Genomic DNA, 12,827 nt, shown 5'->3' with positions numbered 1-12,827 from the left:
AGAGACCGAACATGGCTTACCAACCCCAGGAAATTTTCTTTCGCTCCAATGCACCTGTCACGGTCGATGAGGACAAATGCATCGCCCACAAAGGTTGTACTGTGTGCGTCGATGTTTGCCCGATGGACCTGCTGGCGATCAACCCGGCCACGCAAAAGGCCTACATGGCCTTCGATGAATGCTGGTACTGCATGCCCTGTGAAAAGGACTGCCCGACCGGGGCGGTGAAAGTCGAGATCCCGTACCTGCTGCGGTAATTGCTTTTGTAGGAGCTGGCTTGCCAGCGAAGACGATTTCAAATTCACCCTCTCTGTAACGACACACCGCTTTCGCCGGCAAGCCGGCTCCTACAGGTCGTGTGTTTAAACAATTGCATAAACGCCATCCGGCCACCACCGGACGCCTGATTCAAAACACCCCTCGTTTCCCACCGCGCCCTGATCGTGGCGGAGACGAACATCCAATAAATGATTCGAGGGGAAACACTCATGATGTTGCGTGCAGCTTTGGCCGGTCTGGTACTGGCTTCATTCACCCTGTCGGCCTCGGCCGAAACCATCCGCATTGCCATTGGCACTCAGGACACCACCATCAACTGCGCCGCTGGCGGCCTGTTGATTCGCGAACTCGGCCTACTGGACAAATACCTGCCCCACGACGGCCCCTACAAAGACGCCCAATACGAGGTGCAGTGGAAAAACTTCACCAGCGGCGCTCCCCTGACCAACGAGATGGTGGCCGGCAAACTCGACTTCGGCGCCATGGCCGACTTTCCCGGCGCGTTCAACGGCGTGGCGTTCGAAGCGGCGGGCAAGCACAGCCTGTTCATCAGCGTGCTGTCGGGCAGCATCAAGGGCAGCGGCAACGGTATCGTGGTGCCAAGCGCATCGGGCGTGCAGTCGCTGGCAGAGCTGAAAGGCAAGACCATTTCCGTGCCGTTTGCTTCCACCGCCCACGGCATGCTGCTGCGCGCTGTCGCGGCCCAGGGTTGGGACCCGCTCAAGGACGTGAACATCGTCGCCCAGCCGCCGGAAGTCGCCGGCTCCGCATTGCAGGCCGGCAAGATCGATGCTCACGCTGACTTCGTGCCCTTCGCCGAACTGTTCCCCAGCCGGGGTTTCGCCCGCAAGATCTATGACGGTTCCCAGGCCAACGCGCCGACTTTCCACGGTGCGCTGGTCGATCAGGCCTATGCGAAAAAATACCCGGAAGTCGTCGTCGCTTACCTGCGGGCGAGTATCGAAGCCAACCAGCTGCTGGCGGCTGAACCGGAGAAATACAGCGAGTTGATCGCCAAGGTCACCGGGGTCGATGCCGAGGTCAATTACCTGTTCCATGGCCCCCTCGGTGTGCAGACCCGCGACCTGAGCTGGAAGCCGGAATACCGTCAGGCCGTGGGCACCGCCATCGATACCCTCAAGTTGTTGAAGAAGGCCGATCGCGGTCTGGATCTCGACACCTTCATCGACGACCAGTACATCCGCGCCGCTTTCAAGGCCTCGAACCTGGACTACAGCGCGCAGCTTGCGAATTACCAGCAGGCGCCGCTCAAGGCCGTCGATGCCGCCAGCGGCCAAGCCATCACCGACTTCAGCCACGTGGCGGAAATCTGGGTGCGCGGCGAGCCGAAAGTCCGCCAGTACGCCTCGGCGCAAGCGGCATTTGCCGCGCTGGCAGCCCTGAAGCAGGAAGGCAAGAACATCCGCGCGGTGTACGCCCAGGCCAGCGACAGCGGGATCAAGTTGCTGGCGGACCAGGCTTGGTTTGCCACCGATGGGGAAGGGCGGCTGAGTGCGTTCCTGCTCAAAGGCCAGGCCCAGCAGTTCGCCACGGCCCAGGGCGGCAAGGTCTTGGACTTCATTGATGCCACTGCGCAGGCCGTGGCTGTTCGCTAACCGTCAAACCCCGAGCCCTGTAGGAGCTGCCGAAGGCTGCGATCTTTTGGTGGTTCCAAGAATGCCGAAGAGCAAGATCAAAAGATCGCAGCCTTCGGCAGCTCCTACAAGGGTGTGATTGTCATTGGAATTTATGTATGTCCCGATCATATTCACGCTGGATCCCCAGAGTCGCTTCACTGCTGCTCTGCCTCGTATTCTGGCAACTCGCCGCCAGCCACCACTGGAACCTTGGCCTGGTGACCTTCGCCAACGTCCCGACACCCTTGGCGGTCATTGAAGCCGCCCTCGGCCTCGGCGACTCGGGCAAGCTCGCGCAGCACCTGGGCAGCAGCTTCGGCCGGGTGTTCGCCGGTTACCTCGCGGCGCTGATCATTGGCGTGGCCCTGGGCCTGGCCATCGGCCGCTCGACATGGGCCGAAGATCTGTTGCTGCCACCCCTGGAAGTGCTGCGGCCGATCCCGGCGGTGGCATGGATTCCCCTGGCGATCCTGATGTTTCCCTCGTCAGAGCTGTCGATGGTGTTCATCACCTTCACCGGCGCCCTATTCCCGATCCTGCTCAACACCGTGCACGGCGTCGAAGGCGTCGACCCACGGCTGATCGCCTCGGCGAAAAGCCTCGGGGCAGGGCGCCGGGCAATCCTGCTGGAGGTCATTCTTCCGGGCGCTGCGCCGAGCATCATCACAGGTCTGGCCATTGGCATGGGCACCTCGTGGTTCTGCCTGGTGACGGCGGAAATGATCTCCGGCCAATTCGGCATCGGCTATTACACCTGGGAGTCCTACACCATCCAGAACTACGCCGACATCGTGGTCGGCATGTTGCTGATCGGCGTGCTCGGCATGGGCAGCAGCCTGTTGATCAAGCGTCTGGGCGGGCTGTTCACGCCCTGGCATCGACCACGAGGAAAAGCCTGATGAGCGTTTTTCAACACCTGCAAGGGCGTATCGATATTCGCGGGCTGTCGATCAGCCTGGGTGAGGGCGACACGGCCTTCGAAGCGGTGCAGGGCCTCGACTGCCAGATCGAGCCGGGGCAGTTCGTGTGCATTCTCGGGCCGTCCGGTTGCGGCAAGTCCACCTTGCTCGGCGCCCTGGCTGGCCACCTGCAACCACGCACCGGCACGCTGAATGTCGATGGCGCAGCGGTGTCGGGCCCATCGCCCCAGCGCGGCATGGTGTTCCAGCAGCACACGCTGTTTCCGTGGCGCACGGTGCGTGACAACGTGGCATTCGGCTTGAAAATGCGCGGCTTCGGCAAAGCCGAGCGGCACCGGGCCGCCGATGAAATCCTCGCCCTGGTGGGCCTCGAAGGCTTTGCCGAGCGCTGGCCCGATCAGCTCTCCGGCGGCATGCAGCAACGGGTGGAAATTGCCCGGGTGCTGGTCAACCATCCGCGCCTGTTGCTGATGGACGAACCCTTCGGTGCCCTCGATGCCCTGACCCGATTGAACATGCAAGAACTGCTGCTGGACATCTGGACGCGCATCCGCACCACCGTGGTGTTTGTCACCCATGACATCGACGAAGCGCTGTTCCTCGCCGATCGCCTGCTGGTCATGAGCTCGCGCCCCGGGCGAATCATCGAAGACCTGCGCCTGGATTTCCCCCGGCCGCGCAGCACCGATCTGGTGACCCGCCCTGAATTCTCACACCTCAAGCGTCATTGCCTCGAACTCCTGCGGCACGAAGACGGTCGACAACTGCCGCGCCTGAACCCGCTCGGACTTCCCCCTGAAAACAAACTGCCGCGATTTGCCCTATGACCTCACTATTCGATGTAACCGATAACGACGACATTCTGGCCCTGCAACCGCGTCTGACCGATGACGACCCCGGTGTACGCCGGATCGCACTGATCGAACTGGCCGATCTCGAGGAGCCGGAAGGCCTGCAGTGGTTGATCAATCGACTGGCCGAAGACCCGATTGCAGAGGTTCGCGCCGAAGCCGCGCGATTGCTGGAAGCCTGGGAAGATGAACCGGTGGTCGAAGCGCTGTGCCAGGCCCTGACGGATCCATCCCCGGCGGTGCAGGTGGCCGCTGCGCAAAGCCTCAGCCTGCTCAAGAGTGAAGCGGCGGGCCGGGTCATCCTGCCGTGGACCGGGCACGCCGACAGCGGCGTACGCATCGCCGCGTTCCGGGCGTTGCGCGAGTTGCGTTGCCCCGATGCCGTCGATGCGGCGGCCCGGGCACTGATTGATGAAAGCGCCAGCGTGCGCCGCGAGGCGGTGGGCGTGCTCGGCTGGCTCAAGCAGCTCGATGCCTTGCCGGCACTGGCGCGGCTGGCCAGCGCTGACCCGGACACTGAAGTTCGGCGTGCCGCCACCGGGGCCTTGGGCCTGGCGTCTGACGCACAGGTGCTGCCGGCCCTGCGCCAGGCCTTGCGGGACGCTGCCTGGCAAGTCCGCGAAGAAGCCGCCACCACCCTGGGCAAGGTCGGCCACCCCGACGCCGGCCCGGCCCTGATCGACGCCCTGGACGACGATTACTGGCAAGTGCGCCTGCGCGCCACCCGCAGCCTCGGTCGCTTGCGTTTTGTACCGGCGCTCGAAGCACTGATCGACACCCTCGGCCACCGCATCAGCAACCTGCGCAAGGAAGCCGCGTTGGCCCTCGGCGAATTGAACGACCCACGGGCCATTGCAGCATTGCAGGGCGCTCAAGACGACGGTGACCCTGAAGTGCGCAAGGCCGTGCGCATTGCCTTGAGCCAACTGCAATGAACCCGGTGGCGATTGGCAATTCCCGTAGCAAACGGCAGTTGCGCCTGAACTGGCCGGATGGTCGCGAGCAGGTGTTCGAACATGCCGAACTGCGTCGGCAGTGCCCGTGTTCGCAGTGCCGGGCGTTTCGATTGCGGGGGATGGCGCCGATGGTGGATGAGCGGGTTCGGGTGATCGAATTGAACCCGCAGGGGTATGGGTTGCAACTGGTCTTTAGCGATGGGCATGAGCGCGGGATCTATCCGTGGGCATACCTTTCTGGTCTGACCTGATCCCTGTAGGAGCGAGCTTGCTCGCGATGGACGTGAACGATAAAGCGATGCAGCTGGAGGAATCGGTGCGCCTGGACGGTTTTCGCCAGCAGTCGACCGGCTTTATGCTGTGAATACAGGTTCAGTCACGGCTCGGATAAACGCATCGTCCATAGTCTTTACGCCATACCGATGCATGAACTCACTACCATTGGCAAAGCGATTGAAGCGTTTCTGGCTAATCATGTAAAAATAATCACAATGGTTAATGACCTCATCAACATTATGCGAGGAAACCAGAATAGCGGTGCCCTCCCTGGCGGCGCCGTGAAGGCATTGCCAAATATAGCTACGAAACTCCGGATCTACGCCGGCAGTAGGTTCGTCGAGAATCACGAAGTCTGCAGAAATTGAAAGAAGAGAGAGAGTAAAGAACCAGCGTGTCTCTCCGTAGCTGCATAGCGATGATTTTTTGTTCCAAATGTCTTGGTATCGGTCAACTATCGCGGGGCTCCACGCGCTTAGTTTTTTTAAGGTTTTATCTTGTGTCATGGGTTCGTTTGATGACAGCGCTGTCACCATTTTAAAAATGTCACGCATGCGCAATGGTGGGGGAGTGGAGATGATTTGAGAAAGGTATAAAAAATGACCGAAGTCGTTTTTTATGACACCGGACTTTGCTTCTTTAAGGTCACAGACGATATCGAAAAAAGTTGTTTTTCCAGATCCATTGGGCCCCAGAATGCCGACAATGTCGCCTTGAGCAACCTCAAGAGATGCTTGGGTCAAGAGGGGCTTGTCTGTATAGGAGAAGTCAATGCTCTGCGCCGTGAATTTTTTCATCAGTATCGGCTCCATACGGGATTGATTCTTAGGTGTTTGAAGGTTTTGTGCAGTACTGAAATAAATAAAAGAATTATTGCTGTCGTGATGAGTTTTTTGGATTCAAGGCCTTGTTCCATTATTTGGCTTGCAAGTGTCAGTGGGTTTGCGAGGTTCAAAGCGTCGGTGATGGGATTTGATCTGCTGGCACTCATAACTCCGAGGATCAACATGCAGAACGAAAAAATGGAAAGCAAAGTATTCGAGTTCTGAAAGTTGATCGGCAGCAATGAGAATGCAGCCCCAAAAGTGCAAAACATGATAAAGCAGATGTAAAAGCTTATTGCGATATTCAGTAGTTCATTGATGTCGTAGTTTCCGAGTGGGAATTTGGTTGTTAAGTAAAAGCTTGTGCAATAAGATATCGATATTAACGAGTAGGCAATGAAGTGCGATAGAAGAAAAATCAGTTTCGATTCCCTTGAGTAAATAAATGATCGGGTGAATCCGCTTTCCCTTCTTCCTATTATATAAAAGGCGAATCCGAATAATGCGACACTTGAAGAGATGTAGGCATAAAACCATGCTGAAATCGTAATGTAATTGCTGGAAAAGTAGTTCGGATCCTGCCTGGTTGTTGCAAAAAAATAGAACATCGCGCAAGGTGATATCATGATCCAGAAAAAGGCAATGGGTTCTTTTAATTGTTCTTTTATGAATATGGATGTCAGGGAAAAAACTCTGGGCCAAATATTTTTAGGCATGATTGGTTTCTCTGTGGGGGTGGGGTCGTTGCTTCTTTTCTTTCGTTAATTGAATGGCGTTTTCCAGGTTTGTTGTTTTTCATTTTGCTTTTGCTCGTGTGGTTTGCCGCTTGATATTAGGAGGTGTTGCAAGGATTAGTTGATTTTAGTGTTGGATGCAATCGAGGGTTTTTTGTGTTGTAAGACTTTTCCTGTAGGGTTTTAAGATGCGCCCTACGTGATGTTAGGAACCTGAGTGATTTGGTTCGCTTCTAGTGTGGCTGGTTTCTGGCGTGGAACTGTGAAATTCCTTTTTGAAACTGTGTTTTAGTTTTTGGTAAGCAGAAATGATCTTGCTATGTTAAGTAGAATATTTCTGTAGGAATAAATGTGCGTTTCGTAATTTTTTATGAATTTTTATTTTCTTTAGATGCTAATTTTTTTAGAAATGCGACGAACGGTAGACCTTGTTTTTTGATCGCTCGTTTTGTTCGAATAAGGAGCGCTGGACGTTACGTTTGAACCGGCCACCTGTAGGAGCTGCTGCAGGCTGCGATCTTTTCGCTCTGGTCTCAAGAGATCGCAGCCTCGTTTCACTCGACAGCTCCTACACGGCCCTTGCCAGGAAAAAGCCAAAAGAGTACAAATGTACTCCATGACGACTCTGACTCCCCGCCGTACCGCCATCCTGACCTTTATCCGCGATCGCATCGCCGAGCACGGTCAGCCTCCGAGCCTCGCCGAGATCAGCGAGGCGTTCGGTTTCGCCTCCCGCAGCGTGGCGCGCAAGCATGTGCTGGCACTGACCGAAGCCGGGTTTATCGAGGTCAACCCGAATCAGGCCCGGGGTATTCGCCTGCTCGGGCAGCCGCCGCGTCCCGAGTTGCTGGACATCCCGGTGCTCGGCCGGGTGGCGGCCGGTGCGCCGATCGGTGCCGATGCCGAGGTGCACAGCCGCTTGCTGCTTGATCCGTCGATCTTCTCGCGGGTGCCGGACTACATGTTGCGGGTGCGGGGTGATTCGATGATCGAGGACGGCATCCTCGACGGCGACCTGGTGGGCGTGCACCGCAGCCCCGAGGCGCTCAACGGCCAGATCGTCGTGGCGCGGCTCGACGGCGAAGTCACCATCAAGCGCTTCGAGCGGGTCGGCGATGTGGTTCGCCTGCTGCCGCGCAATCCGGCCTACCAGCCGATCATTGTCGAAGCCGACCGGGACCTGGCTATCGAAGGCGTGTTCTGTGGCCTGGTGAGGCAAGGCTGATGGGTGCCGTCGTTGCGCTGGATATGCTGTTCAATGGCGGCCAGGTCTGGAAGGGCCGGCCTGCGCCACCGGCTGCCAGCCCGCAACCCACCGGGCATGCTGCGTTGGACGCCGCGTTGCCCAGCGGTGGCTGGCCGGAGGCGGCGCTGACGGAAATCCTGTTGGCCGGGCAGGGCGTGGGCGAGTTGCAACTGGTGTGGCCGACGCTGGCACGGCTGTCGGCGGCGGGCGAGCGCATCGTGCTGGTGGCGCCACCTTGTGTGCCGTATCCCCAGGCGTGGCAGGGCGCCGGGGTCGATCTGCGTCAGTTGTCGATCATCCAGGCCAGCGAGCGCGATGCGCTGTGGGCCGCGGAACAATGCCTGCGCTCGGGCAGTTGCGGCGCAGTGCTGTGCTGGCCACACAAGGCCGATGACCGCGCCTTGCGCCGCTTGCAGGTGGCGGCGGAAACCGGCCAGACCCTGGCCTTCGCCTATCGTCCCCTCGGTGAAGCGATCAACCCTTCGCCAGCGGCCCTGCGCATTGCCATCGATGCCCGGCCGGCACAACTGCGCGTGCTCAAGTGCCGAGGCGGCCTGGCCCGTTCGGCGCCGATTGCCTTCGCCGTGGGGCATTGAGGTTGCCATGCGCTGGGTCTGCATTGTTTTCCCGCAATTGGCGCTGGACGCGGTACTGCGTCAGCGCGCCGATCCCGATGAACCCCTGGCGTTGCTGACCGGCCCGGCCCAGCGCCGGGTGCTGCAGGCCGTCAACGGTGCGGCGCGGGCGCTGGGTTTGCGCCCCGGCCAGTCCATGAGCGCGGCACAGGCCTTGAGCAAAGGCTTTGTCACGGCCGAATACGACGCTGCTGAAATCGAACACTGGCAACAGTTTCTCGCCGCCTGGGCCTATCGCTTCAGTTCCCAGGTCAGCGTGCATTACCCCCGGGCCCTGGTGTTCGAGATCGAATCCAGCCTCGGCCTGTTCGGCGCCTGGCCGCAATTCGAAGCGCTTTTGCGCCGTGAGCTCGGCGAATTGGGGTTTCGGCACCGCATCGTGGCCGCGCCCAACCCGGTGGCGGCGCGGGTGCTGGCCAACGCCTATGACGGTCTGGTGGTCCCGGACGATCAAGCCTTGCAGCATCACCTGGGGCAAATGCCCGTCGACCGGATCGGCCTCGAAGCACCGGTCGCCACGGCCTTGTCGCGCATGGGCCTGCGCACCTTGAGCCAGGTGCAGGCGCTGCCCCGGCATAGCCTGGCCCGGCGTTTCGAGGCCCAGGTGCTCAAGCATCTGGATGCCCTCTTGGGTTTGCGGCGGTTGGCACTGGCGTTTTACCTGCCGCCGGACCGCTTCGATGTGCGCATCGAGCTCAATTTCGATGTGCAGTCCCATCAAGCCTTGCTGTTTCCGTTGCGCCGGTTGACCGGCGACCTGTCGGCGTTCCTCTGCGGTCGCGACAGCGGCGTACAGCGTTTCGACCTGCATCTGGAGCACGCCGGGTTGCCGGATACGCTCATCAAGGTTGGCCTGCTCAGTGCCGAGCGGGATGCGGCGATGCTCTTCGAACTGGCCCGGGGGCGGCTGGAGCAAGTCCAGGTCGAGGCGCCGGTGCGCGGTTTTCGTCTGCGCGCCGAGAATTTGCCGACCTTCGTGCCCCAGCATCAGGAGCTGTTCGACGATCGCCCGCAGCAGTCCTTGCCCTGGGAGCAACTGCGTGAACGCCTGCGTGCACGGCTGGGGGATGACGCGGTGCATGGCCTGCGCTTCCAGGCCGATCACCGCCCCGAGTGTGCGTGGCAGGCCAGTGCCGACAGCCAGCCCTGCGCAGTGCCGGCGGCGGTGAAACGGCCGGGCTGGCTACTGGCTGAACCGCTGGCCGTGCATCAGGGCACGGCGCGCATCCTCATGGGGCCGGAACGTATCGAGTCCGGCTGGTGGGACGGCGACGACGTACGCCGCGACTATTACCTGATCGAAACCCGTGCCGGCCAACAGGGCTGGGCCTACCGGGCGGTCGGTGAGGACGGCCCCTTGTGGTTGCAGGGCTGGTTCGCATGAGCATCGACTATGCCGAATTGCACTGCCTGTCGAACTTCAGCTTCCAGCGCGGTGCCTCCAGTGCCCTCGAGCTGTTTCAGCGCGCGAAAAAACAGGGTTATCAAGCCCTGGCGATCACCGACGAATGCACCTTGGCGGGCATCGTTCGCGCCTGGCAAGCGGCGAAATCCGTGGAGTTGCCGCTGATCATCGGCAGTGAAATACGCATCGAGAACGGCCCGAAACTGGTGCTGCTGGTGGAGAGCCTCGAGGGCTATCAGGCGCTGTGCCGATTGATCACCCGCGCCCGGCGTCGCACGCAGAAAGGCCAGTATCAGGTGTTGCGCGAAGACTTCAGTGAACCCTTGCCGGGGCTGTTGGCGTTGTGGGTGCCGGACGCTGTCGATGCCTTTGCACAGGGCCGCTGGCTCAAGCAGGTCTTCGCCGAGCGCCTGTGGCTGGCCGTGCAGTTGCATCGCGGCCAGGACGATGCCCGGCGCCTGGACGATCTGCTGAGCCTGGCCAGGGAGTTGCGCATTGCGGCCGTGGCCAGTGGCGATGTGCACATGCACGCTCGCGGCCGGCGCGCCTTGCAGGACACCATGACCGCGATCCGTCATCACCTGCCGGTGGCCGATGCCGGGTTGCGCCTGCACCCCAACGGCGAACGCCATCTGCGCAGCCTTGATGTGCTGCAGGCGCTGTACCCGCCAGCCTTGCTGGCAGAAACGCTGAACATCGCCCGGCGCTGCACCTTTGATCTTGGTCAGTTGCGTTACCAGTACCCCCGCGAACTGGTGCCGCAAGGGCACTCGGGCACCTCGTGGCTGCGTCATTTGACCGAGGAAGGCATCGAGTGGCGCTGGCCAAAAGGGCCGAAAAGCGAAGTGCTGGTGCAGATCGACAAGGAGCTGCAACTGATCGCGGAGCTGGGCTATGAAAGCTATTTCCTGACGGTCCACGACATCGTCCGCTTTGCCCGCCAGCAACGGATTCTTTGTCAGGGTCGTGGTTCTGCCGCCAACTCGGCGGTGTGTTTTGCCCTGGGCATCACCGAAATCGACCCGGATCGCACCACGTTGCTGTTCGAGCGCTTTCTGTCCAAAGAACGCAACGAACCACCGGACATCGACGTCGATTTCGAGCATGAACGCCGCGAGGAAGTCTTGCAGTACGTGTTCCAGCGCTATGGCCGGGCCCGCGCCGCGTTGACGGCGGTAGTCAGCACTTACCACGCCGCCGGTGCGGTACGGGATGTGGCCAAGGCATTGGGCTTGCCGCCGGACCAGATCAACGCCCTAGCCGATTGCTGCGGTCACTGGAGCGATGAGACACCGCCCGTGGAGCGTCTGCGTGAAGGTGGTTTTGACCCGGAGAGCCCGGTGCTGCACCGGGTGTTGAGCCTGACAGGGCAACTGATCGGCTTCCCTCGGCACCTTTCCCAGCACCCCGGCGGTTTCGTGATTTCCGAGCAGCCGCTGGACAGTCTGGTGCCGGTGGAAAATGCCGCCATGGCCGAGCGCACCATCATCCAGTGGGACAAGGATGACCTCGATGCGGTCGGTTTGCTCAAGGTCGATATCCTGGCGCTGGGCATGCTCAGCGCGATTCGCCGATGTTTCGATCTGCTGCGCCGGCACCGGGGGCTGGACCTGAGCCTGGCGACCATCCCGTCCGAAGACGCGGCCACCTACGAAATGATCGGTCGGGCCGACACCATCGGCGTGTTCCAGATCGAATCCCGGGCGCAGATGTCGATGCTGCCGAGGCTCAGGCCGAAGACGTTTTACGATCTGGTGATCGAGGTCGCCATCGTTCGGCCGGGGCCGATCCAGGGCGGCATGGTGCACCCGTACCTGCGGCGACGGAACAAGGAAGAACCGGAGGCCTATCCGTCGCCGGAACTGGAAGTGGTGCTCAAGCGCACCCTCGGTGTGCCGCTGTTTCAGGAACAGGTCATGCAGATCGCCATCGTCGCCGCCGACTACAGCCCCGGCGAGGCCGACCAGCTACGTCGCTCCATGGCCGCCTGGAAGCGCCACGGCGGGCTCGAACCGCACAAGGAAAGGCTGGCCGCCGGGATGAAGAAAAACGGCTACACCGCCGAGTTCGCCGCGCAGATCTTCGAGCAGATCAAGGGCTTTGGCAGCTACGGTTTTCCCGAGTCCCACGCGGCCAGTTTTGCCTTGCTGACCTACGCCAGTTGCTGGTTGAAATGCCACGAGCCGGCGGCCTTCGCCTGTGCGCTGATCAACAGCTGGCCGATGGGGTTCTACAGCCCGGACCAGATTCTGCAGGATGTTCGGCGTCATCATTTGCAGGTTCGCCCGGTGGACGTGCGCGCCAGTGACTGGGATTGCAGCCTGGAGCCGATCGCCGGTGCGCAACCGGCGATTCGCCTGGGCCTGCGCATGATCAAGGGCTTTCGCGAGGACGATGCCCGACGCATCGAAGCGGCCCGCTCCCAAGGCGCGTTTGCCGACATCGCCGACCTGGGCGAACGGGCGCGACTCGATGTCCGCGCCCAGGAGCAACTGGCCGATGCCGGCGCGTTGCGTGGCCTGGCCGGCGACCGGCATCGGGCGCGCTGGGAAGTGGCCGGGGTACAAAAGCAGCTGGGTTTGTTTGCCGGCCTGCCGAGCCAGGAGGAGGACGCGGTGGCGTTGCCCAAGCCCACCGTGGGCGAGGACCTGCAAGCCGATTACGCCAGTGTCGGCACCACCCTCGGGCCGCATCCGTTGGCCCTGTTGCGCGGTGAGTTGAAGGCGCGGCGCTGCCGCAGTTCGAAGGAGTTGCTGGACGTCGAGCACGGGCGGCCGGTCAGCGTTGCCGGGCTGGTCACGGGCCGACAACGTCCGGCCACCGCCAGCGGCGTGACCTTCGTCACCCTTGAGGACGAGTTCGGCAACATCAATGTGGTGGTGTGGCGCGACTTGGCCGAGCGGCAGCGCCAGGTGTTGGTCGGCTCGCAGCTGCTCAAGGTCGATGGCCGCTGGGAGAAGGAGGGCGAGGTGCGGCATCTGATTGCCGGGCGCTTGAGTGATCTGAGTGCGTTGCTCGATGGGATCACTGTGCGCAGCCGGGATTTTCATTGATCCACGGTGAA

The 12,827-nt window shown here is 60.9% G+C and carries 11 protein-coding genes; 10 read left to right on the top strand and 1 reads right to left on the bottom strand.

What is annotated here, in order from left to right; all coding sequences use genetic code 11:
* Positions 1–11 precede the first annotated feature (11 nt).
* The 6 genes from KW849_RS19220 to KW849_RS19195 all read left to right on the top strand — a co-directional run bounded on the left by KW849_RS19220 (position 12) and on the right by KW849_RS19195 (position 4,894).
* Positions 12–257 (top strand): ferredoxin family protein, encoded by a 246-nt coding sequence (locus tag KW849_RS19220; protein ID WP_003180418.1) that lies wholly within the window; start codon positions 12–14, stop codon positions 255–257.
* Between the two features lie 231 nt (positions 258–488).
* Positions 489–1,895, top strand: a complete 1,407-nt coding sequence (locus KW849_RS19215) for an ABC transporter substrate-binding protein (RefSeq protein WP_218430831.1) — start codon at positions 489–491, stop codon at positions 1,893–1,895.
* 137 nt (positions 1,896–2,032) lie between these two features.
* Positions 2,033–2,815, top strand: a complete 783-nt coding sequence (locus KW849_RS19210; protein ID WP_218430830.1) for an ABC transporter permease — start codon at positions 2,033–2,035, stop codon at positions 2,813–2,815.
* On the top strand, positions 2,815–3,663 hold the full coding sequence (locus tag KW849_RS19205; protein WP_218430829.1) for an ABC transporter ATP-binding protein: 849 nt from the start codon (positions 2,815–2,817) through the stop codon (positions 3,661–3,663). Before KW849_RS19210 ends, KW849_RS19205 begins: the two co-directional genes overlap by 1 nt.
* The gene (locus tag KW849_RS19200; protein WP_218430828.1) at positions 3,660–4,622 is read left to right on the top strand and encodes a HEAT repeat domain-containing protein; all 963 of its coding nucleotides are present in this window, start codon (positions 3,660–3,662) and stop codon (positions 4,620–4,622) included. The genes KW849_RS19205 and KW849_RS19200 overlap by 4 nt, the downstream gene beginning before the upstream one ends.
* A complete protein-coding gene (locus KW849_RS19195; RefSeq protein ID WP_218430827.1) occupies positions 4,619–4,894 on the top strand; it encodes a DUF971 domain-containing protein in 276 nt (91 codons plus the stop codon). The genes KW849_RS19200 and KW849_RS19195 overlap by 4 nt, the downstream gene beginning before the upstream one ends.
* 102 nt (positions 4,895–4,996) lie before the next feature.
* Here the strand turns inward: KW849_RS19195 and KW849_RS19190 are convergent, their stop codons facing one another.
* On the bottom strand, positions 4,997–5,716 hold the full coding sequence (locus tag KW849_RS19190; RefSeq protein ID WP_218430826.1) for an ATP-binding cassette domain-containing protein: 720 nt from the start codon (positions 5,714–5,716) through the stop codon (positions 4,997–4,999).
* Between the two features lie 1,368 nt (positions 5,717–7,084).
* Here KW849_RS19190 and lexA point away from each other — a divergent pair.
* Genes lexA through KW849_RS19170 form a run of 4 tightly spaced genes read left to right on the top strand, consistent with a single transcriptional unit; the run spans position 7,085 to position 12,816 of the window.
* Complete coding sequence (gene lexA / locus KW849_RS19185) at positions 7,085–7,702, top strand: transcriptional repressor LexA (RefSeq protein ID WP_108217259.1); 618 nt, start codon at positions 7,085–7,087, stop codon at positions 7,700–7,702.
* Entirely contained in the window at positions 7,702–8,319 is a 618-nt protein-coding gene (imuA, locus tag KW849_RS19180) for a translesion DNA synthesis-associated protein ImuA (RefSeq protein ID WP_218430825.1), read from the top strand. The genes lexA and imuA overlap by 1 nt, the downstream gene beginning before the upstream one ends.
* Before the next feature lie 7 nt (positions 8,320–8,326).
* Positions 8,327–9,742 carry a DNA polymerase Y family protein gene (locus KW849_RS19175; protein WP_218430824.1) on the top strand — a complete coding sequence of 472 codons (1,416 nt, stop codon included), beginning with the start codon at positions 8,327–8,329 and terminating at the stop codon, positions 9,740–9,742.
* Positions 9,718–12,816 carry an error-prone DNA polymerase gene (locus KW849_RS19170; protein ID WP_218430823.1) on the top strand — a complete coding sequence of 1,033 codons (3,099 nt, stop codon included), beginning with the start codon at positions 9,718–9,720 and terminating at the stop codon, positions 12,814–12,816. The genes KW849_RS19175 and KW849_RS19170 overlap by 25 nt, the downstream gene beginning before the upstream one ends.
* The last annotated feature ends 11 nt before the right edge of the window (positions 12,817–12,827 follow it).

The organism is Pseudomonas sp. PDM26 (assembly GCF_019219185.1).
Lineage (GTDB): Bacteria > Pseudomonadota > Gammaproteobacteria > Pseudomonadales > Pseudomonadaceae > Aquipseudomonas.
The sequence above is the reverse complement of the archived record's forward strand: the minus strand, read 5'-3'. Positions and strand labels throughout refer to the sequence as shown.

Coding starts and splice junctions, on each gene's coding strand:
- KW849_RS19220 (WP_003180418.1), top strand. CDS start 12: ATGGCTTACCAACCCCAGGAAATTTTCTTTCGCTCCAATGCACCTGTC.
- KW849_RS19215 (WP_218430831.1), top strand. CDS start 489: ATGATGTTGCGTGCAGCTTTGGCCGGTCTGGTACTGGCTTCATTCACC.
- KW849_RS19210 (WP_218430830.1), top strand. CDS start 2,033: ATGTCCCGATCATATTCACGCTGGATCCCCAGAGTCGCTTCACTGCTG.
- KW849_RS19205 (WP_218430829.1), top strand. CDS start 2,815: ATGAGCGTTTTTCAACACCTGCAAGGGCGTATCGATATTCGCGGGCTG.
- KW849_RS19200 (WP_218430828.1), top strand. CDS start 3,660: ATGACCTCACTATTCGATGTAACCGATAACGACGACATTCTGGCCCTG.
- KW849_RS19195 (WP_218430827.1), top strand. CDS start 4,619: ATGAACCCGGTGGCGATTGGCAATTCCCGTAGCAAACGGCAGTTGCGC.
- KW849_RS19190 (WP_218430826.1), bottom strand. CDS start 5,716: ATGAAAAAATTCACGGCGCAGAGCATTGACTTCTCCTATACAGACAAG.
- lexA (WP_108217259.1), top strand. CDS start 7,085: ATGTACTCCATGACGACTCTGACTCCCCGCCGTACCGCCATCCTGACC.
- imuA (WP_218430825.1), top strand. CDS start 7,702: ATGGGTGCCGTCGTTGCGCTGGATATGCTGTTCAATGGCGGCCAGGTC.
- KW849_RS19175 (WP_218430824.1), top strand. CDS start 8,327: ATGCGCTGGGTCTGCATTGTTTTCCCGCAATTGGCGCTGGACGCGGTA.